Below are 25,041 nucleotides of genomic sequence, written 5' to 3'. Positions count from 1 at the left end.
ATAGCGATTGCCTTGAAAAAATCGCTTTATATAAAGAAAAAGCCGACACTATGGCATTGTCCAGTTGGAGATACGAAATTTTCGGAAAGAAAGCTCTGAAACTAGTGTCAGGAAAGCTGGCATTGAGATGCTTAAATAATAAAATTGAAGAAATCGAGTTTCACGGTTAAGCCAATAAGGGCAAAAACATTCATGGATGATTAAAGGCATTTCGTCACATCCCGAATAAAGCGACCATATGGCTTCTTGTGGAGTGATATCCATGCCCTGCTAAACAATCACTCATAACACCGACCCAAAATCACGATCATCATGGTTATAAAGGCAATCCAAAATGCCGAACCTTTGGATTCCCCGTGCACAATACAAAAACTATTCTTACCATAGAAACAAAGGTAGTTTTCTCCCGCGCAGAAATAGCGTTCCTCCCTCTATAAGGGAAGACCATCGCCTGTCCATAAAACGAAAATTCAAAACAAATCAATTTCCTGTCTATTCTCAATACAACCAGTGATAATATCACTGTACTGAAAACAACATATAACTTTCATCAGGACAAGATATAGACTCACTATCAATGACCCTATCTTTCGCAAACGAAAGAGATAACTTACGATTTTTCCCAAATTAATTTCACCAAGTAATATTGCAATTGAGTTTCTTTCAGCATTTATTTTATGGATTTCAATCTTAGATTATCTCATATTATTATTACATGCGACATCAACTTCAATCTACTGATACTTATTATAATATTTTATCCTTATCTCATAAATAATCTGGCAATAGATATCGCAGGATCTACGATTTTTCTTTTCGAAAATGCGCCGTATAATCACTAGTTTAATGTATCCTATTGAATACGAAAGGATGGAGGATTTGTACGACAAGAATTGCCCTCCGCTCACAAATCCCCCATGATCATATTAAGATGCCGTTTTATAGAATCATACTACCCATCTAAATAGTTGCGAAAGTGTACAATACCCCTCTCACGGTGATACATATAAAACTTGTTCTTCAAAACTTATGATCGCGATGTTTACTTGCGATCTTTATGAAATTCAAGAAATATTTTGTGTGGATTTTTTTTTGCTTTGACGCCCGGAAAAAATTCCTTTCATATGCACAAAGATCAAGACACCTCTATCTATTCAATGAGTTCAAAATATTTTGATGGCATAGGAAGACATTGGTAGCAACAATAAGGGAAGTATTTTCGTTTTTTATTTCTATCTCTCTCTTATTCCTATAGAATAGGAAATCTTATCCTCTAACAACGATAATTCCACCTTTAAAAGCCCTATAAATACATCAAAACCATCTATCATCTATTTCTTATATTATCCAAGATGACTAGAGAACGAGTAATAATTGCAAAACTCTCTATAAAAGCTAGATCTGTCAGCATGTTGAACCCTCTAATCGAAGGCAGCACCTAGATTGAAAGCAATGCCCTCAATTCTTCTAAAGAAGAATGATCGGACTCTTTCTCTGTTGATTTGAATTTTCAGCAAAGTTGATTGAACAATTTTTTATCATTTGTTAATTGCTAAAAACTCTTAATTTTCTCTTACGCATAAAATCCATAAAACAAGAAAAAAGATAATGACTATCTTGCGGACCTGGCGAGGACTCAGGATGGTATTGTACCGAAAAAATTGGCTTATCGATAATACGTAAACCACAATTACTCTTATCAAACAAAGAAATATGTGTTTCCTTTACTCCTACTGGCAAAGTCTCTGCATCTATAGCAAAACCATGATTCATAGATACTATCTCTACTTTTCCTGTGGAAATATTCTTGACAGGATGATTGGAACCATGATGCCCTTGATGCATTTTCTTGGATTGAGCTCCAAGTGCCAATCCAAGCAACTGATGCCCTAAACAAATACCAAAAATGGGAACGCCCGAATCGATAAGCTTGCAAATAACGGGAATAGCATACCTAGCTGTAGCAGCTGGATCTCCCGGTCCATTGGAAAGAACTACCCCATCTGGAGAAAAGGATAAAATCTCCTCATAAGAAATCCCCGCCTTTACTATCGTCACCCTGCAACCTAAACCGACCAAATTTCTCAGGATATTGCTCTTAACACCATAATCAACACAAACAACATGATATTGAGCATTACTTTTCTCTATAGAGGTTTTTTCTTCTCCCCATGCCCAAGGTTTCTCCAACCAATCCCTATCATTGCCTATTGTAACACGTTTTGCTAACTCAGCACCTTCCAGACCAGACCAGCTTCTCGCACGTTCCTTGAGATTTTCAAGATCAAATATACCCAACGGGTGATGCGCAATAACAACATTCGACACACCATTTTCACGTATCCACATAGCAAGAGCCCGTGTATCTACACCTGATAAACCAATAATTCCACAAGACTTCAACCAAGCATCAAAATGCATATTTGCACGATAGTTTGATGGCACTGTAATATCAGCTTTAATAACGAGACCAACGGCTCCACTAAAATTTTCTGTAGATAAAGATTCAAAATCTTCACTATTCACACCCACATTACCTATATGCGGAAAAGTAAAGTTAACTATCTGTCCTGAATAAGACGAATCAGTCAAAATTTCCTGATACCCCGTCAAAGACGTATTAAAACAAATCTCACCTTGAACAGAACCGGTTGCACCACAGCCTTTTCCTTCAATGACACCACCATCAGCCAGAACCAATACTGCGGTAGGCTTTTCTGTCGTCCACGGAGCTGTCGCCATGGGTTTAATCCTCCTACATCAAAACATATATCCCACTACTATAACTAATCTTAAATTGATAGCATTATAAATTTTTTCCTGAGTTACTTTAATGTATTAACCAAAATAAATCGATCAAATCTAGAGAAGATATAAAGATATTTTTAGCATAGACGATATGCCTTTTTCTGTTTATGTAAATATGTTTTTAAATTGCAAGAGATAAATGGTGCGGAATCGTTGCTGTAAAATTTTTATAAAACACATCTTCTTATTTGCAGGATAGGATTTTTTTCGAGATAGTTTTTAGGCGGTGAAAGATCAGATGTTCTTTAGGCTCTGTCCAGTCCACAAAAACAGATTCTTCGATAGGTATTGCGTTGTTGGTACTTGATAATAAAAAAGAGAATGGTCACACGATTTGAAAACAATCAAATTATGAACTAAATTTTTAATCTTAAAAATTTAAGTGCATTTTACACCTCGAAGCATCAGGACAATTAAAAGACTTAGGTTATATTATCTCTAACTTTGATTTTGCCAAGATATTTTGACATAAAACCATTGATTGTCTTAAATTCCGGATATTTGGAAACGACAAGCAATTGACTAAAACATCTTAAATACTCTACAATTAACAAAGATTGTCTTTTACTTAAGGTTTGGAAAGGCATGTATTTATATGTTTCTATGGCTTCTTAGGGATTTTCAATTACTATTTCAGTTTAAATTTTTCAGAAACATCCTTCGATAACTTTATTCCTGCTTCAAAAATTTCTCTGAACAGGTTATAGGTATTGGTGGGTACGATATGAAACAAGGAGATTATGATGACATCCAGTAAAGGTTGTTGTGGTGGGTATCTTGCTAAGAAGATATGTACTTTAGGAACGTGTCGTAGAAAATTAATAGCCCTCGTATTGCTCATCACTGTCTTATCAGTAGCAATGTGGTTTTACTATACGCACACACATAACAAAACAAATGATATAGCGGAAGATACCTTCGCACAGGCAATGAATTTATTCCATGAAAAAAAATTAGATTCTGCTTCTATCGCTTTCAAAAAAATATTGTCTCAGGGAGAAAACAATCCTTATTCCCCAATATCTCGCATGTATATTGCCTCAATACTTGTACAAAAAGGCGAAACTCAAGAAGCTGTGAAAAAGTTTTCGGAAATTGCACATGATGAATCTGTCCATCCTATCATCCGTCATATAGCAGACATCCATTCTGCATGGATGCTTGTCGATAGCGCATTATATGATGATCTTTCGAAGCGCTTACAAGAATTAAGTAATCCCAAGAATCCAATGCATTATTCTGCGGATGAAGCACTTGGTCTTGTCGCATTGAGATCTGGAAATGTTGAACAAGCAAAAGTTATATTTGAAAAGCTTAGCAAAGATCCGAATATACCTTCCGGAATAGCGGACCGAGTTCATATTCTTCTTAAAAATATTGCCATTTATTCCCATAAAGGAAATAGGATTTCATAGAATCCATGGGCTATACAATTGCTATTGTCGGATCTCCCAATACAGGAAAATCAACCCTTTTCAATCGCCTTATTAAAAAAAAGGTTGCTATTGTTAACAATAGGGCCGGTACGACACGTGATCGCCGATATGGAACTGTAACAATTGGCGATTCAGATTTCAACATCATTGATACAGCCGGTATCGAAAACAGAAAGCATGGCTCTATCGTAGAGCAGATTAACAATCAAACAGAAATGGCTCTTCGTGAAGCCGACTTAGCTTTCTTTGTGATTGATTCTAAAGCGGGGATTACTCCTTATGATGACTTAATAGCCAGATTTCTTCGAAAACAGAACATCCCCATTGTTCTCGTCGCCAACAAAATGGAAACGCGAATCGCACAAAGTAATTTTTATGAGATCTTTTCCTTTGGCTTTAAAGAAATTGTGGAAATTTCCGCCGAGCATGGTAGAGGCATATCCGAGCTTCACGACATTATTTTAAAATTCCTTAAAAATAAAAATCTTACTAGCCAGGTTAAAAAAATAGATTGTCCTGAAAAGATTGAAAAACTAACAGACGATGACAAAAATCCAAATACAAGTCCTATAGTATCCTCTGATCTTCCCAAAAGATCTTTACGCATTGCAATAGTTGGAAGGCCAAATGTTGGAAAATCCACTCTTATAAATCGTTTTCTTGGCTATAATCGTCTTTTAGAAGGACCTGAAACCGGTATTACTCGTGATTCAATTTCCGTAAAATGGAACTGGAAAAATCATCCTATAGAAATGTTCGATACAGCTGGAATGCGAAAACGAGCTCGCATTACTGAAGAAACAGAAAAGCTTTCGGTAAGGAGTAGCTTGCAATCCGTACGTCTTTGTGAAACTGCAATTATCGTCTTAGATGCAACAGTTCCCTTCGAAAAACAAGATTTACATATAGTTGATTCTGTCTTAGGGACAGGACGCGCAGCCGTTCTTGCGTTTAATAAATGGGATGAGATTAAAAACCGATCAGAACTCTTGCAAGATCTACGTGAAAAAGCGATAAGAAACTTACCTCAGGTTGGTAATATTAGAACGGTAGCAATTTCAGGCAGCACAGGAGAAGGCTTGGATGACTTGATGCTATCTGTATTAGAAACAAACAATCTATGGAAAACACGCATCTCAACAGGAAAGCTCAATTCTTGGCTGGAAAAGATTCAACTAAAAAATCCGGCACCTAAGATCTCTGGACGATATCGTCGATTGAAATATATTACACAAGTTAGGTCTTCTCCTCCTTCTTTTGTTATATTTTGCGCTTCTACCAAAGACATGCCTGACTCTTATACGAGATATCTAATGAATAGATTGCGTATTGATTTTTCTTTACCAGGGATTCCGATTCGAATAAATTTTCGTTCATCCAAAAATCCATATATTTGAAAAATTTTATGACCACTCAAGAGAGTCTTATTTTTGCTTACATAAAATATTTTTTAAAATCTATGTTTCTCCTATGTATTTTATACAAAAATAAAATAGAAAAATAAATATTCTATAATCGCTCAAATTATAAAACGGTTTCTTGCCTAAAATAAAAACTATTTTGTAAAATTTTATGTATGTAAACGAATGTGTTTCAAATTTATTGAGATAATTTTCGATTTATATTTTATATGCTGAAATCAGAAAAGGCTCACATGATAAAAAATTAATGAAAATTATCCCGAAGAACATATTAATTTTAAAATTCTCAAGCTAGACAATTGAATATTAGAAATATAGCTATATTTGCTGATAGACATCGCAAAAAATATTAAATCTTTAACGGAAAATCTATGGAATAAATTCTAATAAATATTTGGATTAATGGAATTTATTCTTAACAAAGATCATTTTCCCCTAAAAATAGTTTGCTTGTTCTTGAAAACTATCAGTTCACACAAAACTTCATTCTTAAATCCGTTGAAAGGTTAGATAAGCTGTAGTACGACCTTCAGATTGAGCTTTTTTTTCGTAGTGAGTCGGAATCCAGCCTGGAAAGGGATTCAACCAATCCGAACTTTCTTCTGCAACCCATTGAAAAGAAGAATGTCTCTGAAAATAAAACAACATCCAATTAATGTAATTATCAATATCAGAACAACAATAAAGCATACCATCTTTCTTTAAAACTCTCGAAAAACGATTAAGATTTTCCTGAGAAACAAATCTTCTTTTCCAATGCCTCTTCTTGGGCCAAGGATCGGGATATAGCAGATAGATTGCATCAATGCAGTCATCTGGAAGCCAATCCAATAAATGAATAGCATTATCATCATAAAGACGAATGTTTTGTAGCTCTAATTCCTCTAGATGCTTGATGCATTTTGCCATCGAACTCACAAACGGCTCTATACCGATAAAACCAGAATCAGGCATCTCGACAGCACGCTGAATCAAATGTTCACCCCTACCAAAACCAATTTCTAGTCTTACTTGATGAACGGTAACTGAAAAAAGTCTTTCTAATGGCGTTGGAGGAATAGAATCAAGATTCACTTTCCAAATCGGCAAACGATTCTCCACTAAGTGAATATGATTTTTTTTCAATGATTTATCACGACGACGCCCAAAAAAAGCCTCAGATGGATTAAAATAATTATTTGCACGCATAAACAATTCAAAAACCTATAGCGGACTTCAAGGAATCAACAAGATCCAATGCCTCCCAAGGGAAAGGACCATCCCGCTTTGAACTGCGTCCAAAGTGACCATACGCAGAAGTTTTTGCATAAATAGGACAATTTAGATTAAGATGTTTGAGAATTCCAGCAACAGAAAGATCCATTACCTCGCGAATCGCTTTTTCAACACGATCCTCGCCTACCTTGCCGGAATTATGAAAATTCACATAAATCGACAAAGGTTTAGATATTCCAATGGCATACGAAAGCTGTATAGTGCAACACTCCGCTAGACCTGCCGCAACAATATTCTTTGCTAAATAACGCGCTGCATAAGCGGCAGAACGATCAACTTTTGTAACATCTTTTCCAGAAAAAGCACCGCCTCCATGAGGCGCAAATCCACCGTACGTATCAACCATAATTTTTCTTCCTGTCAATCCAGTATCCCCATCAGGTCCGCCGACAAAAAATTTTCCTGCAGGGTTTATATACCAGATACAATCGGAAGATATCTTAATACCCTCTAGTGCCAAACGTATGTAAGGCTCTACTATAGAACGTACTTTACTTCTACTCCACGTGGGATCAAGATGCTGTGTAGATAAAACTATCGACGTAATTTCAGATGGCTTTCCTCCAACATAACGAACAGTAATCTGGCTCTTCGCATCTGGACCTAACTTAGATACATCACCAGGATCGTTCTTGCGAGCATTCGCGAGAAATCGCAGAATCCGATGAGCATAATAGATAGGAGCTGGCATGAAATCTACGGTATCCCGACAAGCATATCCAAACATAATTCCCTGATCGCCAGAACCTTGATTATTACTATCGTCGATAGCATTATCCACTCCGCGCGCGATATCTACAGACTGAGGGTGCAATAATATCTCAATATGCACCTTTTTCCAGTGAAATCTATCCTGCTCATAACCAATAGAACGTATCGCTGAACGAATAATTTTTTCTAATTTCTTGTTATCTATGACATAGGCACCCGATTCATCTTCCCTCAAAAGACTCGTAGGAAGACGGACTTCACCTGCAACTATAACCCTGTTTGTCGTAACCATAACTTCACATGCAACACGAACATGTCGCACATCCATCTTGCTTTTCACCGCCTCACGGTAAACCAGATCGACAATCTCATCGGAAATACGATCACATACCTTATCGGGATGACCTTCCGAAACGGATTCACTTGTAAAAAGATAGTCTAAACGCATATCTAAACTCTAAGAAATATTCTTTAGCTGAATGTTAATGAGTACGAATTATCCCGATTTCAGATCTAGAAATTAATCCATCTTACTTCTTTCCACTACTTCCACTGAATCTATAAATACCAAAGACTTTACCAACTCTATGACTTTTTGACGAATCTTAGCATTCCCTATACGAACAAAATAACGATTAAGATGCAACCCCTCTGAGGAAGAAAGAAAATCTATAATACAATTTTCTTCCGATAAAGCATCTGGATTAACCAAAGGTGCGGCATCAAAAAAGAAAGATACCGGAACATTGAGAACATCTGATATACTCTGAAGACGACTGGCTCCGACTCGATTAGTTCCTTTTTCATATTTTTGAACCTGTTGAAAAGTTATACCCAAACCCTCTCCAAGCTTTTCTTGACTCATACCAAGCATCGTCCTACGAAGACGAATGCGCTTACCAACATTAATATCGATTGGATTAGGACTTTTTTTGCTTTTGATCATAACTTATTGCCTTGACTATAAAATTTACGCATTAAAAAAGATTTTCTTTTAATTTTTTCTGATAAATATCAATCCACTTTATAAAACAGATAGGTACTCTTACTAATTTTCAAAACTAGCACAAGCACTATATCATCTAAAAGTTATATATTATAAAAAAATCAATCTAAAATATATAATATACATGTTCACAATCCCTCTCTAATTCTACGTTTTCCAACCAAGGATGCTATAAAAGCTATAACTAACAAAATAAACTCAATAATCCAAAAAAATCTTACACGCCCCTTCTCAGAAGCAGTGGGGGATGTTACTGCAGGTCGGAAGTGCATGTCAATGGAAGCTCCTTTGCCAAGACCTAGAAATGCCATAACCCGACCTTTTGCATCAATAAAAGCAGAAATTCCGTTGTTTTTTACTCGAACTAGCGGAAGACCTGTTTCCACAGCATGAATTTTCGCATACCTAAAATTCTGATAAGATCCTGCTTTGCTTGCGCACCAAAAATCATCCACTATATTCAGAATTGCATTTGCGGATTCCGAATTCTTATTAATATTTTGATAAAATATCCCTTCCGAGGAAATTATTGGATAAAACCTTAATTTTTCAGATAATGCTAAAATTGAAACGCTTTGAGCAGCAGAATAGTCTTCTGGGAACCGAGAAAAGTTAAATCCTAATCCCTTAAGAAGATTTCTATGCGGAAGATACTCTGCAAATGGTATCAGATCTTTTTTATCCGATTTAGCCACGATCTTGCCTTTGTTATCTATAACATAAACTGACTTGTAGTAACGATATGTACCCATCGCCGCTCCTTCTTCTTTTCGGACAAACCCAGCGACCAACATTTGTCTATCCTTAAGATAATCAGCTATACGACTTAATATCCGTGGATTATCTTCAATGACAAAGGGGATAGACATACCCGACCACACAATCACAGAAGGCTCCAAGTCTCCTGGAACAATAGAAGACGCTGTCATAGTTAAATATTTTTCTAAAATCTTTTCATGATTTTCTTTATTGTTTTGGCTGATGCTAGGTTGTACTATGCGTATAATCGATAAATTTTCCTCGATATTTCGTGATAAGTTTAAATCATCACTTAGCGCCCAAATTCCATACAAGATATGTAAAATCAAAAGAGCACTGGCTATTCCAATGCCTATTCCGACATCTTGCCGCGTGCCAAATAATGCTGGAGACGAAAAACAAAATACGCTCAAAGCGTTCATCCCAAACAAACCAATCAAGTGCACAGATTGAATCATGATAGGTATTGGCATAGCAGCATATCCTATATAATTCCACGTTATCCCCCCTAAAATCCAACTACGCAACCATTCTAATAATCCAAAAGAACAAGCCAAAATACAAATACGACCGATGCCTTCAGACCATAAAAACAAAGCTAAAAACGTAGCAATTCCATAAAATAGAGCTAAAAAAATAGGGATACTAATAAAAAAAATCACAAGTACCCAAACCGGGAAAAAGGGATTTATATGTGCTATAAATTCTTCCCTTAGCCAGAATACTCCAGCAAAAAAATATCCAATACCGAACAACCATCCAACAGAAAAGGACGATCCAAATCTGCTTATAGCTCTATGATGTCCGTAAGAAACTCCATCAAGCAACCATACCAAGAATGTAAAGGAGACAAAAGAAGCCCCGAAAAAATCACATGGAGGTAAAGCAAAACTTCCACAAGCACCAGCTAAGATTGCAAGAAAATATCGCCTTATCCCTGAAAAAAGCATAACTTTACCAGCTAAATGCTCCAATTTCGGCTCTCCCTCTTATTGTCTTAAGATAATTGATCTTATATCCTCTATCTGCTTGTTAGGTTTATTCCTTGGAATTTTGACTACTCACGACAATTCGTGAGACGACGAATGCGAACACGACGAATACAACGAACATCCGAATCCAAAATCAAAATCTCAAATCCAGGGATCTCTCGAATGATCTCGCCACATACCGGTATGCGATCCAAAACTGAAAAAATCAATCCACCTAGACTATCCACATCCTGTCGTTTTCCCTTAGATATATCGCAATCTGGACCCATAACTTTGGCTAATTCTTCCAAATCAGTGCGAGCATCTACTATGAACGAATTATCCGGAGAAACAGAAATAATTTCTGTTCTACTAGTATGCTTAGATTCAATATCTCTTATAAGAACTTCTACTATATCCTCATGAGAAACAAGTCCATCCGTACCTCCATGCTCATCTATGACGAGAGCCATTTTTACTAAACTCTCTTGCATGCGATGCAATAAATCAGAAACCAACATGGAAGAGGGAACGAAAAGAACCTCTCTTATCAAATGCGATTCAGCAAGCGTTGTATTCAAAAAATCGACAAAAACATCCTCTTCCTCGGAGATTTTCGTCGCAGTAATACGTGAAACATATGCCAACAAATCCCGTGCATGTATCATGCCCCTTGGATTATCCAATCCTCCCCTATATACAGGCATCCACGATCTATCAAACTGTTTCAGCATAATCATCACTTCACAGATTGTAATCTCGTCTTCTACTGCATCTATATCTGCACGCGGGATCATGATATCATCTGTACGCATCTCACGAAAACGCAAAATATTCCTGAAAATCTCCTTTTCTTCTGAAGAAAAGACATCGTCTAAAGCGTGATCTACCCATAACTCATCAGCAGATTTTTTCTTTGAACTTGATTTCCAAATTTTGCGCAACCATCGCATATATCCCCAACGAGAGAAAAAAGACTCCTTCTGTACAGGAGAATCAGTGAAATCTACACTCTTGATTTTTGCTTTCGGATCTTTAACTGAATTTATTCTTAAATCACTCATCGTTTAGAATTATCTTAAGACAAATCTCGTACTGCATAAGGATCATAAATCCCGAGCTTTGCCAAAATACATCGTTCTAATTCCTCCATTATACAAGCATCTTCATCATCTATATGATCATATCCAAGAAGGTGTAAAAAACCATGGATAATGAGATGTTTTAAATGATCTTCTAATTTTTCCCCGAGTATTTCGGATTCTATCTTTATTACTTCGTAAGCAAAAATAACATCCCCTAATATTGGACCTAAAGTTTCACCTGACAACGCAAAAAAAGATGGGAACGACAATACATTTGTCGAACGGTCTATTTGGCGATATTGAGCATTCAGCGCTTTGATATTCTCAGCATCGGTAAATACGAGCGATACCTCAATCACCTCGCAAAAAGATTTTTCTTGCTTAGAGAGCAGCAAAGAAACCGCCTCTGATAAAATCTTTTCACATAACGAACGCAAATCAATATCATTGTTCCAAACTACGCTTTCCATAGCTATCTGACAATCAATCCGCGGGGAAATAAGGGTCATCTTATCTCCTGCGTTAAATCAAATATACAACGAAAAAACATAAATCTTTCTTTGAAGAACATAAAAATCCACACACAACTTCCTTAAGAACAATCCAAAAGAACGCTGCAGAAAACCTAATGTCCCCTTATTTTTCATTATAAACCACAAAGCTGAACACTACTCCTTTTGAAAAACATCAATCTGGCTATCTATAAAATACCCTTATATAACTACTTTCTTTATATCTGCCAAACTGTTTTTTCCAACAAAAATCATAAAATTCCACTTAGCAGAAAGGATATCCAAAAATTACATCAATTTCTTATATTAAAAGTTCCAATTTTATACCACCAATTCTCCACATAGAGTATTGGTTTTAATATCTGTTATACGAACATGTACAACCTCCCCAATATTATATGATTCTGTATCAACAACGACAGATTGGAGCCACGGGGAACGCCCCACAAATTGCCCTGCATGCTTTCCTTTTTTTTCTATTAGAATCTCTACTATTTGACCAACACACGCTTTATTGAAGGTCACTTGTTGCTCCCGAAGTTTTTTCTGAAGACACAGCAGCCTTTCTGTTTTGATAACATCATCAACCTGATCTATCATATCTGCGCCTGGCGTTCCAGGACGAGGGGAATATTTAAAAGAAAAAGCTTGCGAATAACCCACTTGCTCGACAAGATCCATAGTACTTTTAAAGTCAGCATCAGTTTCCCCAGGAAAGCCCACAATAAAATCACTTGAAATGGCTATTTTAGGGCGAGTAGATCTGATTTTTTCAATTATTTGCAAATATTCCTGTACTGTGTGTCGCCGATTCATAGACTTTAATATCCTGTCCGAACCAGACTGAATTGGCAAATGAAGATATGGCATAAGGACATCCAGGTCACCATGCGCTTGTATTAAACAATCATCCATATCTCGGGGATGGCTGGTCGTATACCTCAATCGTATCAGACCCTGAATATTGGACAGAGCATAAAGCAAATCACTTAATTTACATCTCTTCCCAGTGGAATCTTTTCCACGCCACGCATTCACATTCTGCCCCAGCAAAGTAATCTCACGCACGCCTTCTCCCACTAACTTGCGTGCCTCTTCAGAAACTTGCATTAATGATCGCGAAATCTCTGCTCCGCGAGTATACGGAACTACACAAAATGTACAAAATTTGTCACAACCTTCTTGTATGGTCAAAAAAGAACTGACACCACGTTTCTGCGTATAACCACTATCAGCGACGGAAAGTCGTTCAAATTTATCATTCACAGAATAATCTGTATCCACGACTCTTTTCCCGAGCTGAACAGATTCCAATAATTCTGGTAAACGATAATAAGTCTGTGGACCAACCACTATATTAACCACAGGAGCACGGCGTAAAATTTCTTCCCCCTCAGCTTGAGCCACACACCCTGCCACTATGATTACTGTCTCTTTCCCCTCATCTACTCGAGAAGCTTTTAATTTTCGCAACCTGCCCAGAGATGAATAAACTTTTTCAGCCGCTTTTTCCCGTATATGACAAGTATTGAGAATAATAAGGTCAGCATCATCTACAGAATCAGACCGTTCATATCCTCTGGAAAAAAAAATATCCTCCATCCGCGAAGAGTCATAAACGTTCATTTGACAACCATAACTCTTAATAAAGAATCTCTGTCGAGGAACAACTTGATTGTCAATCTGCAACACCATATTCTCAATCCTCGTATCCTAATAACATGCTGACTTACAAATAAACTGTAACCAGCATCTTCACAATCCAAATCTAAAGAAAACTTCCCAATAAAATAATCTTCAAAAACGATAGCCCTGAAAAATCAATTTTCCTATATACAAAAACAATTGAGAGGAGGGATCTATTTTCTCTCAATGCATAATCTTATAGGATATCAACTGCTCATTAAACTCAATTCATCTTTCCAGAAATAAACATCTTATACCTCATGAAAAAATAAAAACTTATACCAAAGAAACATAAGGATTACGCAAATACAACGGAGCGGGAGATGCCTGCGCTGTTGACGCTCCTAACCGAGCCAAAACATCAATAGGCAAACAATCAACTTCTCCTTTAATTCCCTCTATAGCAGCGATACCAGAACCAATGACCTCTCCCTCAAACTTTTCCATATAAATACGAGCCTGATCATAAGTAAGCAGGATGGGATCAGATAAAGGAACAGCACCTACAGAAAAACTCTGCAAACAAACCCTCTCGGACAAAACATCCGCTACAACCATTATAGGAAGATCAGAACCAATATTAAGGCGCGCACGAGCCAAAACTTCCAAATTCCCCACCCCGAAAGCTGGACGATCCAAAACCAAAGAAAGACCTCGTGCAACAGAAATAGAAACACGTATTCCTGTAAATGACCCCGGACCTAAAGCAGTGACGACACGCTCAACTTGAGCAATACACAACTTCGATTCTTTAAGCGCACAGTCTATAGCTTGGATCAAATATTCAGCATGACCACGCCCCAAAGTTTTTAAGAAAGATCCCAGAATACAGTCGGTATCACTATCATAAACAGCGACAGCGCAATCAACACTCGTCGTATCAAGAGCAAGAACAATCACACCATTATACCTACTTTAAACCGTACGAATCTCATTGACCTCAGGAACAAAATGATTCAAGAGATTTTGAACTCCATATTTTAACGTAGCAGCAGAAGAAGGACAACCAGAACAAGCTCCTCTCATGCTCAAGAATACAACTCCATCTCGATATCCCTTAAAAATTATATCGCCTCCATCTCTGGCTACCGCAGGACGCACACGCTTATCCAAAACCTCTTTGATTGTCTGGACAATTGCTCTATCGCTCTCATCAAAACCATAGTCACCATCACCATTATCTGAATCATCTCCCATAAAAGAATCATCAGAAATAACAGGATCCCCAGACATAAAATGTTCCATAATCACACCAAGAATAGCAGGCTTAAGATGAGGCCAATCATATTTATTCTTTGCAACTGTAATAAAATCGTATCCTAAATATACAGATGAAATACCTGGAACTGAAAAAATACGAGAAGCCAAAGGAGATATAGAGGCTTCCTCTACCTTAGAAAAATGCACCGTCCCGCGAGAAATAACGACCTGTCCTGGCATAAACTTCATCGTTGCGGGATTAGGAGTAGACTCTGTCTGTATGAACATAATTCACCTGTAATCCTATATAAAGAGCATTCCTAGAAAATCCAATTTTCCTAAACACCATCAACTTCATATCCACAATCTCCGAAAAGATTACAATATTTTTCAAAAGAATAGCTCCTAAAAAATAAAGATAAAGGATGGGGCAAGTCCTCTATGTGAAATATACAGAAGATTTCTATAACACGGGAATATATCCAGCAAAACAAATCTCTCAAGAAATTTTACTTTCAAATTCTATCTGATGAAATCATACCCACTGCTCCTCTGCATAAAGAGAAAAGATGTTATCCTACTTGATAGAAAAAGAAAGCGCCTAACAACCTAATCTACAAGCACTCACGCAAAGAGAAATCCCTCCGGAAAATGAGCTGTACAATACTCGTGACATCGTACAGCTTTTGACTTTATAGACGCCACAAAATTGGAACTGATCCTTCAGCACTTGTTTATGAAGCTTTGAACCAAGCGAAAGCGAAAAATATGGCATCCCTTTAAATACGATTAATTCGAATTTACCCGCATTCCGCGACGCTCATGTATATGCTGATGCTGGTATGCAAGGCGTTTATGGTAATCACAATAAGGAGAATCATTATTTACATCACTACCACAAAAAGAAAAATCTTCCCCAACAGGATCCTCCAAAGGCCATTTACACGTGTTATCAGTCAACTCCGTCAATCCCAGGCGACGAAAAATAGGCAATACAACTCCCGCTACAGAAGCACTTCCTTTTTCTAGAGATTTAGATTTTTCTTTTGTCCGCGCAGCCAAAACCTTGTTTGACATAGAAGAACAACTATTACTTGCTGAAACTTGTTTGGTTTTGGAGACTGCAATCTCTCCTGATTTTAAATCTTCATGCCCCCTCGGAGACTGCTGATCTACGCCGACTCTCATACGTCCAGACAAAGATAATCTATGCACCTTACCAATAACAGCATTGCGAGTAACACCACCAAGCTGCGCGGCAATTTGGCTAGCACTTAGACCTTCTGACCAAAATTTTTTAAGCTTATTAATTCTTTCATCCGTCCAGCTCATCTATTCCCACCTATTTCTCAAGTTTCCAGCAACGTGCAAAAAGATTCCTAGACAACAAACAACCCCAAGAAGAAATCCTTCTTCTCTAATAACTACTTATTAACCTTCAACCTTAATCGGATCTTATGTAAGCGTCAACAGACAAACAAAAAGTTGTAATTTAAAATTATTCTTAGCAAAATTGATTCAATCACAATTATCAATCCTTCCTATAAAAAAATCTATTTTCCAGAAAAGTCGGTTTTATTGACATATATGGTAGAAGGGTAATACTAATAACCCCCACGATAGACTTCCTATATTACAGCAAGTCTTGCATACGTGCTTTGATCTATTTAAAACGGGAAAAACGGAATGGAAGACGGGGACTGCCTATTCAATACTTATAATCGAGCAAATATTAGTTTTAAAAGAGGTATAGGAGCGTGGCTTTTCTCTGAAGATGGCAATCGCTATCTAGATTTTGCATCCGGTATTGCAGTCAATTCTCTTGGGCATTCACATCCAAGACTGGTTGAAGCCCTAAAAACACAAGCCGAAAAACTATGGCATGTTTCTAATCTTTACCAATCACAAGAACAAGATTTGCTTGCAAAACATCTAGTAAAAAGCACTTTTGCCGATAAAGTTTTTTTTACCAATTCAGGCGCTGAAGCTGTGGAGTGCGCCATAAAGACGGCACGTCGCTATTACCATACGAAAGGAAAACCACATAAGTTTCGCATCATTACCTTTGAAGGGGCTTTCCATGGACGCACTTTAGCAACAATTGCTGCAGGTGGAAAACCGCAAAATCTGGAAGGATTTGGTCCGAAAGCTGAAGGATTCGATCAAGTAAAATTTTGTGACAGTCCTTCACTTAAGAAAAAAATTGGAAATGATATTGCTGCGATTTTAATAGAACCTATCCAAGGCGATGGCGGCATTCGAAAAGTGCCACTAAAATTTTTGCAAGAACTGCGTAAAATATGTGATGAGAACGATGCTCTTCTCATATTTGATGAAGTTCAAACAGGAATTGGACGCACTGGCAAACTATTCGCCCACGAGTGGGCTAATGTTCAGCCTGATATTATGGCAATTGCCAAAGGATTAGGCGGGGGATTTCCTATTGGGGCCTGTCTGGCAACGGAAAAGGTATCCGCCTGTATGGGAGCAGGTTCGCATGGATGCACCTTTGGAGGAAATCCCTTGGCTATGGCAGTAGGGAAAACAGTGCTGGATATTGTCCAGTCTGACGGTTTCCTTGAAAATATCTGCAATCTTTCTGAGATACTTTTCGAAGGACTCCTTTTGATCAAAAACCGCTTTCCAAACGTGTTTACAGAAGTTCGAGGACAAGGATTCCTGATAGGGCTAAAAACAGCATTTTCTTCCGTAGAACTTGCAAACAGATTAAGGGATGAATATCTTCTAACAGCTCCGGCTAGCGATAATATTATACGCCTTCTTCCACCTCTTACAATAACAGCAGGAGAAATCCAAGAAGGACTGCAACGAATAACACGAGCTGCAACTACACTATCATCATCTCATAAAAAAATATAAATAAATGGCTTATTCATTATAATCCATTAGAACAAAGGTTCTTTATATCATGACGTATCCCAAGCATTTTCTTGACTTATCAGACGTGTCAACATCTGATCTTTCTCTCATCGTAGAAACCGCCAAAAAAATAAAAAAATCTTCCGATAAAACTTTGATGGAAAAACCTTTATCTGGAAAAGTATTGGCAATGATTTTTGAAAAACCATCTACCCGCACTCGGGTTTCTTTCGAAATCGCGATGAAAAATCTAGGTGGGGAAACATTGTTCTTATCCGGAGCAGAAATGCAACTTGGACGCGCTGAAACTATAGGTGATACGGCAAGAGTTTTATCGCGTTATGTAGACATCATCTTGATCCGCACAACATATCATTCACGCCTCTTGGAGTTGGCAGAAAATGCAACAGTTCCCGTCATTAACGCCTTGACAGACGATACACATCCTTGTCAAATTGTAGCCGATGTTATGACGTTTGAAGAATATCGTGGCTCGACACAGAATAAGCTTTTTGCCTGGACTGGCGATGGAAATAATGTCCTACACTCTCTTATAGAAGGCGCAGCACGCTTCGGCTATCGAATAAATATCGCTGTCCCAATAGGATCAGAACCCAAGGTCTCGTATCTAAACTGGGCAAGAAGTCAAGGAGCTTCAGTGAATCTATTTCACGACGCCGCAAAAGCAGTTAAAGATGCTCACTGTGTGTTGACAGACACTTGGGCATCTATGAATCAGGAATTTAGATTCAGAGGGAAAGATGTATTCCAACCATTCCAAGTCAATTCCAAGTTAATGTCCTTGGCACATCCTGACGCTTTGTTTATGCACTGCCTACCCGCCCACCGAGGAGAAGAGGTTACAAATGAAATCCTCGACGGTCCTCAATCTGTTGTTTTTGATGAGACTGGGAACCGTCTTCACGCACAAAAAGCTATCTTAGCTTGGTGCTTTGGAATTATTTAATCCCTATTGTTTTATGATATTTCGTATCAAACATGAAAATTTATGAAGGATCAATTGATAAGCTACAAAGGAATGTTCAGATTTAAGAATTATTATATGCTCATGTTTGTGAAGAGACATCCAAAACAAATTGGGGCTGCTATTTCTTCTAGAACATATGCCAAACTAACATCTCTTATGCACAATCTGATCACTCCTTTTGGGCAACTATGGCACAAATTAATTTTTCAAAAGAAGAAAGCCAACGACACAGATTTTGAGAACGAAAAACAACAAAGTATTGATTCGCGGTTGGATAATATAATCTATGGAAGCGATTTTTCTGTATTGATACGTGGCAGGATAATCTTTTAATTCAATCGCGAGAATTGATTGCAATTTCGCCTGTAAAGAATCAAAAAAAGAGGTATATTTGATCAAGGTTTTTTTCGGGAATATGAGCCTATGGGACTATCCATTCCTCAGGCACTCCGTTAATATCGTGATGGCTGTGCCATTTTTATAGGGAATTATTGAATCGTGAAAAGTCTTTTTAAGAAGATAGCACATCAGGGTTTGTCTCTTTTGAATCCCGAAGCAGCTCATCGTTTGTCCATTCGCGCTTTACAATCAGGATTATTTTCGGCTTTCCCTGCACATAAAGACACTCGCCTCAACGTAAAAATCGCTGGAATAAATTTTTCTAATCCCCTAGGTATGGCCGCAGGATATGATAAAAACGCCGAAGTGCCCGTAGAATTATTGAAGCTCGGATTCGGTTTTGTAGAAATTGGAACCCTTACTCCCAAACCCCAAGAAGGTAATCCGCGTCCACGCATTTTTCGCTTAATTGAAGACCAAGCAATAATAAACCATCTTGGCTTCAATAACGCAGGTCATTGCGCCGCATTCTCACGTCTTTCCACAATAAAAAAGACAGCTCCTATTGGTATAAACATTGGCGCCAATAAAGATAGCAAGGATTTCGTGTCTGATTACGTCTCAGGAATCCACCGCTTTTTTACACTTGCATCTTATTTCTGCATTAATATTTCATCCCCTAATACACCAAGTCTACGTAATCTTCAAATGAAAGAAAACCTTGGAAGACTTCTTTCTCACGTACTACAAGCTCGAGAAGAAGAAAGAATAGAAACAGGAAAATTTGTGCCTATTTTTCTCAAAATTTCCCCTGATCTTCTCGAACAAGAACTAGATGATATTGCCTCTGAAATACTTTCTCATAAGATTGAGGGGCTTACCATTTCAAATACAACTCTCTCTCGTGAGGGATTAAAAAACCAAATAGAGCACAAAAAAAATGGCGGACTCTCTGGCTCCCCTCTTTTTCTAAAATCTACGGCAATCCTTGCAAAGATGAGACAGCGCGTTGGCCCAAATATAGCTATCATTGGCCTCGGAGGAATATCTTCTACAGAAGACGTTCTCGAAAAAATAATGGCCGGAGCAAATATCGTACAACTCTATACGGCAATGATATACGATGGGATATCCCTTCCCAAACGCATTCTCAAAGGGCTGTCCGATTTTCTTGATAAAGAAAAAAAATCAAGCCTAGAAGAAATACGCGGTATACGCACCGAATATTGGGCGAAAAAAGATGTTTAATAGAACTATGATTTAGTTCAAATTTATTGTTTGATATAAAATTCTTCATTAACCCAGCTTTATTTTTTCTTCGCATTGATCAAATCGACGCTATAAACGAATGCCATACCAGACGAATAGAATCGGATGCAAAATGTCATTGGGATCCTAAACATCTAAAGGACGATGATTGTTATCAAATTTGAATATTTCTCTGATTTTTTTTCGAGAGAATCTCTAGTATATGGCTTAGCTTTTCTTTTAAAAGAAAATATGATTCCGAATCACCACTAAAAAAAATGCATCACCAATATTACCAAGTAGATATAAAATAAAATGGCGCTTTTATCACTTCCCAAAGAGATAAGTTTTTAGACTTTTTTCGTTTACAAACTCAATAAGCAACACTTTTAAAAATCAATCTTAATTTTTAAAAGTGCTGCAAAGAAGCCTATACGTTTCGAGTTTTTCCCCACAAAAATATGTCAAAACAGCATGCATAAAGTATTTCAAGTATTGTTGAAATATCCTGCAGGCATTGATTCATATTTATCTCATCTCATAAGGATATTATTCATTTTAGAATGCATGTTTATGTTGCTCTTCATTGTAATAGACTATACATTAAGGAGTCTTTTTCCTCCTGAAAATCAAGATACTCCTGTATAGATCAAGGATTTCGACAAGACCATGCCGAGAAAAAATTCCAAGTTTATATATTTTCTATATACAGTTTTAGTGATATCAAATAGCATATCACCCCTATTCTTCGCTTCGGAAATACATGAAAATCCCTTCTATATAGCACTAGATGCAAGCACTAGCGATATCCTAACCGAGAATAGTTCTCATCACTTGTGGCATCCAGCATCTCTTACTAAATTAATGACAGCCTATGTGGTTTTTTCTTTTCTTGAAGAAGAAAAAGTAACGCTTAAAAAACCAATAGTTATTAGCAAGAAAGCTTCTAAATATCCTCCTGCAAATAGCACTTTTGGATATGGCACGATTATAACTCTTGACGATGCTTTGAAGCTGATTCTTGTAAAATCGGCCAATGATATCGCCGTATCAATAGCCGAATCTCTCTGCAAGACAGAAGGAAAGTTCGTTACCCATATGAATGCCACCGCCAAAAAATTAGGAATGGCTTCTACTCATTTCATGAACGCTCATGGACTTATCCAGCACGGCCATTACACTACGGCAAACGACATGGCAATATTAACCTTGAGAATAAAGCGTGATTTTCCAAAATATGCACATTACTTCAATATAGAAGGATTAGAGATACAAGGGAAAAAATTTTTTAGCACTAACTGGTTAATCGGAAGTCCTTTTGGTATAACAGGAATGAAAACTGGCTTTACATGCGCTTCTGGGTTTAACTATGTTGCCTCTGCAACCAAGAACAAAAAAGATCTTATTGTAGTTGTCTTAGGAGCAGTCAGCCGCGATTTGCGAAACAATCTCTCTGAAAATCTGTTGTTCAATGGGTTTTCTCAAAAAAACAAACCAAACCCTATAAAAACAACTTTTCACAAGAAAAACTTATCCGAAAATGTCCCTGACATTTCAGATATAGTTTGCACTGCGGAAAACGAATCCGGCAATTATACTGCTCTACTCAAAGAACAAAAAGATAGAAAAGAAGAAACCACAAACTTTGAAGTTATCATTCCTTTAAATAATACCAGAAAACCCATAAAAAAGAAAGAGCCTCTTCAACCTCTCCCTTCAGAAGAACCACCGCTCCTTTCAAGATAAAAAGAACAACTAAAATCATAATCATCATAATTCTTCCTGCTGATATTTTTATATGCAGAAATTTGATTTTTGATCTCTGTTTTTAATCTATTTATAGAATTGCTGATATTGGTTTCCAACCTATTTGTAATCTTTGTATACTACTTTACAATGCCCTTTAATACGATTCACCGAGCTTTTGGAAAGAATTTTTGCATAATTATTGCCTTATTTGCCTATTTACATGATGAGTATAAGCATAAAGGACTATTTGTGCACGACGACAATTGTTTTTAGGGCATTTCAAAACCTCCCTAAGATTAGGTAGGCATAAATAGATCAATTATTAGGATTTTAAAAATTTTTATCAATGTATGCTTTGTTCATAGTTTCAGCGACTTTATCCTCTACTACATCCAGGGATTTTGATTGCAAAGCAACCAAAACCGATTTTGTTCAGGATTTAGTCACAGGTAATTGCTGTCATTGCATGCCTTCTTACTAGTTCCAAGAGAGACCCTTTAACTCTTGCAACTCATCTTTTAAAGATGAACCTTGGGACGACTCTTCCTCTCAATAAAAATCTATTATACCACCGCTCTACAAGGAGGTATTCGATACTTTTATACAAAATACTACTTTAGTCCGAGACGATCTCGCACTCTGGACATACCAATCTTTGCCTTATGATATCCAGAATCAATAAACAAAGCTCTGTGATAAGAATCTAACGAATCTGCGTTTTTTCCTTCCGCTTCATAAGAAAGCCCCTGATTAAAGAATGACTCTGCTCTTTTCGGATCAAGATCAATCGCAGCTCTGAAATCCCCCAAAGCATTTTCATAATCTTTAAGCATCATATAAGAAAGACCTCGCCCATTATAAGGCTCAGGGGACCCTCTCCCCAAAGATATCGCCTTAGAAAAATCTTCTATAGCCTCCACTTGCTTGCCAAGGGATTGGTATACAAGCGCACGACCATGCCATGCCCGTCCATCAAAAGTACCTAACCGTATTGCGTTATCAAAATCGGCAAATGCCTTTTGAAGATCAGCACTCCCATTTTCACGGTAGAGATTTCCCCTTCCTATATAAGCAACATCATACCCAGGATTGATCTTCAAGGCCATATCATAGCTCTCAATAGCCATGGGGATATCCCTCATTTTGCGATACACTAATGCTCGATTTGCATATGCCTTATAGTATTGAGGATTCAAATCCAAAGCAGTCTGAAAATCTTGCAAAGCCTTCTCAAAATCTCTGCTACCCCCGTAAATGGCACCTCGTACGTTATAACCTTCGGGATCAGATGGGCGCGATCGTATGACCGCAGTAAGAGAAGCAATATCCGCACGATAAACCTTATGCATCCGCAAAGAATTGATTGCCTGAGAATTCTGAAGGGAACATCCGCCAAAAAGATATATCCAACAAGCAACCAGAGGGAACTCAACCAAAAATCTTGCTACACTACCTGAATCGTTTGAAATTCCCATCTTATCGCACCAACCGAAACATAATGTCATAACTCTGACGAGGAGGACCACCAAGAGAATTTCTGAAAAACAGCAACGGTGATCCCCATCAAAATCTCACTTGCGTCGAGAAATAGGAGCACCTTCACGCTGAGCAAGCTTTCGAGCCAATTTTCTTCCTCGACGGATTGCTTCAGACTTCAGCCTCACGCGCTTTTGAGAAGGTTTTTCGTAGTGATCACGCATCTTCAACTCACGGAATATACCCTCACCTTGCATTTTCTTCTTAAGGGCCCGCAGAGCCTGTTCAACATTATTATCACGCACAAGCACATACACGTCGTTATATCCCTCTTTCTTGGAAAAAATCACCAAACGGCGACAAATAAGCCTTAAAATACAAAATACTGGAGTCGGACTCTATCAGAACCACGAAAAACTGTCCAGTACCCGGATAATTTTATTAATGGCAATACCTCGCCAACCATGATTATCTATATTATCTTTTATTAAAAATTAATAACTAAAAAATAGAAACGGATGGAGGCAGTCTTTTTTGCTTATTATTAAGCCTCCTTAAAATCTGCAACCTATCTCGAAACATAAAATTGTGAGTTTAAGGAAATGCCTGTTAAAGTATCTATCAACCTTAATGCCGTAGCCATGCTCCGCAATCGTCGCAATCTTCCATGGCCAAATTTGATTCATATAGGGAGGATGTCTCTCAAATCTGGAGCTTCCGGTTTAACGGTTCATCCTCGTCCAGATCAACGTCATATTCGCTTTTCAGACTTACCTAAAATTCGTCAGTTGATTGATGATGAGTTCCCTGGAAAAGAGCTGAATATTGAAGGATATCCTAGCGAATATTTCCTTATGCTTTGCGAGAAAAACAAACCTGATCTCGTAACACTTGTCCCCGATTCGCCAGAACAAGCGACTTCTGATCACGGATGGGATTTCGTCACCAACAAAACTTTTCTCACAGAGACCATTTCCAGGCTACACGCTTTAGGCTCCCAAGTTTCTCTATTTGCCGATGGCGATGGCAAGATTACTCCTCTCAGGGAAGCAAAGTTAACCGGAGCTGATCGTATTGAGCTTTATACTGGTCCGTATGGGGCATGCTATCACGATTCTGCTGGGGAGAAAGTTTGCTTGGAAAAATTGAGCCAAACGGCTAATATGGCACGAAAATTGTTTTTTGAGATTAGTGCTGGACACGATCTGACTATACAAAATATACCTGCTTTAATACGAAAAATTCCGTATATTTCTGAGATTTCAGTGGGTCATGCATTTGCTGCCACTGCAATAGAATACGGAACAATGGAAACAATCTTTCGTTTTCGTCGCGCTTGCGGACAATCTTTTTAAGCAGCGAGGATTATCAGTGCGTATTTATTATAATCATGATGCAGATATAGATCTCATGGAATCAATAAACATCGTAGTGGTCGGCTATGGATCCCTAGGGACAAGCGCAAGCTTTAAACTTAAAGGATAGCGGCGT

21 protein-coding genes and 1 pseudogene are annotated in these 25,041 nt (G+C 37.7%); 9 read left to right on the top strand and 13 right to left on the bottom strand.

Features of this window, described 5'->3' with window-relative positions; all coding sequences use genetic code 11:
* Positions 1-1,545: 1,545 nt before the first annotated feature.
* A complete protein-coding gene (carA, locus tag H0G72_RS03105; RefSeq protein ID WP_182017329.1) occupies positions 1,546-2,742 on the bottom strand; it encodes a glutamine-hydrolyzing carbamoyl-phosphate synthase small subunit in 1,197 nt (398 codons plus the stop codon).
* A gap of 809 nt (positions 2,743-3,551) precedes the next feature.
* On the opposite strand from carA, the gene H0G72_RS03100 reads away from it, so the two are divergent.
* Entirely contained in the window at positions 3,552-4,223 is a 672-nt protein-coding gene (locus H0G72_RS03100) for a tetratricopeptide repeat protein (RefSeq protein ID WP_182017328.1), read from the top strand.
* Positions 4,224-4,228: 5 nt separating this feature from the next.
* The gene (gene der / locus H0G72_RS03095; RefSeq protein ID WP_182017327.1) at positions 4,229-5,641 is read left to right on the top strand and encodes a ribosome biogenesis GTPase Der; all 1,413 of its coding nucleotides are present in this window, start codon (positions 4,229-4,231) and stop codon (positions 5,639-5,641) included.
* A gap of 513 nt (positions 5,642-6,154) precedes the next feature.
* On the opposite strand, the gene trmB is transcribed toward der, so the two are convergent.
* The 10 genes from trmB to H0G72_RS03045 form a co-directional block, all read right to left on the bottom strand.
* Positions 6,155-6,853, bottom strand: a complete 699-nt coding sequence (trmB, locus tag H0G72_RS03090; RefSeq protein WP_182017326.1) for a tRNA (guanosine(46)-N7)-methyltransferase TrmB — start codon at positions 6,851-6,853, stop codon at positions 6,155-6,157.
* A 7-nt stretch (positions 6,854-6,860) separates the two neighbouring features.
* Complete coding sequence (gene metK, locus H0G72_RS03085) at positions 6,861-8,099, bottom strand: methionine adenosyltransferase (protein ID WP_182017325.1); 1,239 nt, start codon at positions 8,097-8,099, stop codon at positions 6,861-6,863.
* 72 nt (positions 8,100-8,171) lie between these two features.
* The gene (locus H0G72_RS03080; RefSeq protein ID WP_182017324.1) at positions 8,172-8,597 is read right to left on the bottom strand and encodes a helix-turn-helix domain-containing protein; all 426 of its coding nucleotides are present in this window, start codon (positions 8,595-8,597) and stop codon (positions 8,172-8,174) included.
* Positions 8,598-8,785: 188 nt separating this feature from the next.
* Positions 8,786-10,390 (bottom strand): apolipoprotein N-acyltransferase, encoded by a 1,605-nt coding sequence (gene lnt / locus H0G72_RS03075; RefSeq protein WP_182017323.1) that lies wholly within the window; start codon positions 10,388-10,390, stop codon positions 8,786-8,788.
* A gap of 83 nt (positions 10,391-10,473) precedes the next feature.
* Positions 10,474-11,451, bottom strand: a complete 978-nt coding sequence (locus tag H0G72_RS03070) for a transporter associated domain-containing protein (protein WP_182017322.1) — start codon at positions 11,449-11,451, stop codon at positions 10,474-10,476.
* Positions 11,452-11,465: 14 nt separating this feature from the next.
* Entirely contained in the window at positions 11,466-11,981 is a 516-nt protein-coding gene (ybeY, locus tag H0G72_RS03065) for an rRNA maturation RNase YbeY (protein WP_182017321.1), read from the bottom strand.
* A gap of 324 nt (positions 11,982-12,305) precedes the next feature.
* Entirely contained in the window at positions 12,306-13,679 is a 1,374-nt protein-coding gene (miaB, locus tag H0G72_RS03060) for a tRNA (N6-isopentenyl adenosine(37)-C2)-methylthiotransferase MiaB (protein WP_182017320.1), read from the bottom strand.
* 267 nt (positions 13,680-13,946) lie between these two features.
* Positions 13,947-14,570 carry a tRNA (adenosine(37)-N6)-threonylcarbamoyltransferase complex dimerization subunit type 1 TsaB gene (gene tsaB, locus H0G72_RS03055; protein WP_182017319.1) on the bottom strand — a complete coding sequence of 208 codons (624 nt, stop codon included), beginning with the start codon at positions 14,568-14,570 and terminating at the stop codon, positions 13,947-13,949.
* Between the two features lie 15 nt (positions 14,571-14,585).
* The gene (locus H0G72_RS03050) at positions 14,586-15,158 is read right to left on the bottom strand and encodes a NifU family protein (RefSeq protein ID WP_182017318.1); all 573 of its coding nucleotides are present in this window, start codon (positions 15,156-15,158) and stop codon (positions 14,586-14,588) included.
* 501 nt (positions 15,159-15,659) lie between these two features.
* Positions 15,660-16,202, bottom strand: a complete 543-nt coding sequence (locus H0G72_RS03045) for a GcrA family cell cycle regulator (protein WP_182017317.1) — start codon at positions 16,200-16,202, stop codon at positions 15,660-15,662.
* Positions 16,203-16,556: 354 nt separating this feature from the next.
* Between H0G72_RS03045 and H0G72_RS03040 the strand changes: the two genes are divergently transcribed.
* The 5 genes from H0G72_RS03040 to H0G72_RS03020 all read left to right on the top strand — a co-directional run bounded on the left by H0G72_RS03040 (position 16,557) and on the right by H0G72_RS03020 (position 22,071).
* A complete protein-coding gene (locus tag H0G72_RS03040; protein ID WP_182017316.1) occupies positions 16,557-17,750 on the top strand; it encodes an aspartate aminotransferase family protein in 1,194 nt (397 codons plus the stop codon).
* A gap of 49 nt (positions 17,751-17,799) precedes the next feature.
* Positions 17,800-18,717, top strand: a complete 918-nt coding sequence (gene argF / locus H0G72_RS03035) for an ornithine carbamoyltransferase (protein WP_182017315.1) — start codon at positions 17,800-17,802, stop codon at positions 18,715-18,717.
* A gap of 96 nt (positions 18,718-18,813) precedes the next feature.
* Positions 18,814-19,071, top strand: a complete 258-nt coding sequence (locus H0G72_RS03030) for a hypothetical protein (protein WP_182017314.1) — start codon at positions 18,814-18,816, stop codon at positions 19,069-19,071.
* A 165-nt stretch (positions 19,072-19,236) separates the two neighbouring features.
* The gene (locus H0G72_RS03025) at positions 19,237-20,325 is read left to right on the top strand and encodes a quinone-dependent dihydroorotate dehydrogenase (RefSeq protein WP_182017313.1); all 1,089 of its coding nucleotides are present in this window, start codon (positions 19,237-19,239) and stop codon (positions 20,323-20,325) included.
* Positions 20,326-20,994: 669 nt separating this feature from the next.
* Positions 20,995-22,071: a D-alanyl-D-alanine carboxypeptidase family protein gene (locus H0G72_RS03020; protein WP_182017312.1), complete on the top strand. Its 1,077-nt coding sequence runs from the start codon at positions 20,995-20,997 to the stop codon at positions 22,069-22,071.
* 614 nt (positions 22,072-22,685) lie between these two features.
* Here the strand turns inward: H0G72_RS03020 and H0G72_RS03015 are convergent.
* The gene (locus tag H0G72_RS03015) at positions 22,686-23,549 is read right to left on the bottom strand and encodes a tetratricopeptide repeat protein (RefSeq protein ID WP_182017311.1); all 864 of its coding nucleotides are present in this window, start codon (positions 23,547-23,549) and stop codon (positions 22,686-22,688) included.
* Between the two features lie 96 nt (positions 23,550-23,645).
* On the bottom strand, positions 23,646-23,867 hold the full coding sequence (rpsU, locus tag H0G72_RS03010) for a 30S ribosomal protein S21 (RefSeq protein ID WP_182017310.1): 222 nt from the start codon (positions 23,865-23,867) through the stop codon (positions 23,646-23,648).
* A 285-nt stretch (positions 23,868-24,152) separates the two neighbouring features.
* Here rpsU and H0G72_RS03005 point away from each other — a divergent pair, with 285 nt between their 5' ends.
* Complete coding sequence (locus tag H0G72_RS03005) at positions 24,153-24,905, top strand: pyridoxine 5'-phosphate synthase (RefSeq protein ID WP_182017309.1); 753 nt, start codon at positions 24,153-24,155, stop codon at positions 24,903-24,905.
* 16 nt (positions 24,906-24,921) lie between these two features.
* A pseudogene (locus H0G72_RS06380) lies at positions 24,922-25,041 on the top strand (ketol-acid reductoisomerase); the annotation flags it as partial.

The organism is Candidatus Liberibacter sp., assembly GCF_014048425.1.
Lineage (GTDB): Bacteria > Pseudomonadota > Alphaproteobacteria > Rhizobiales > Rhizobiaceae > Liberibacter.
Note: the sequence above shows the minus strand (reverse complement) of the source record. Positions and strands in the feature narration are given on the sequence as shown.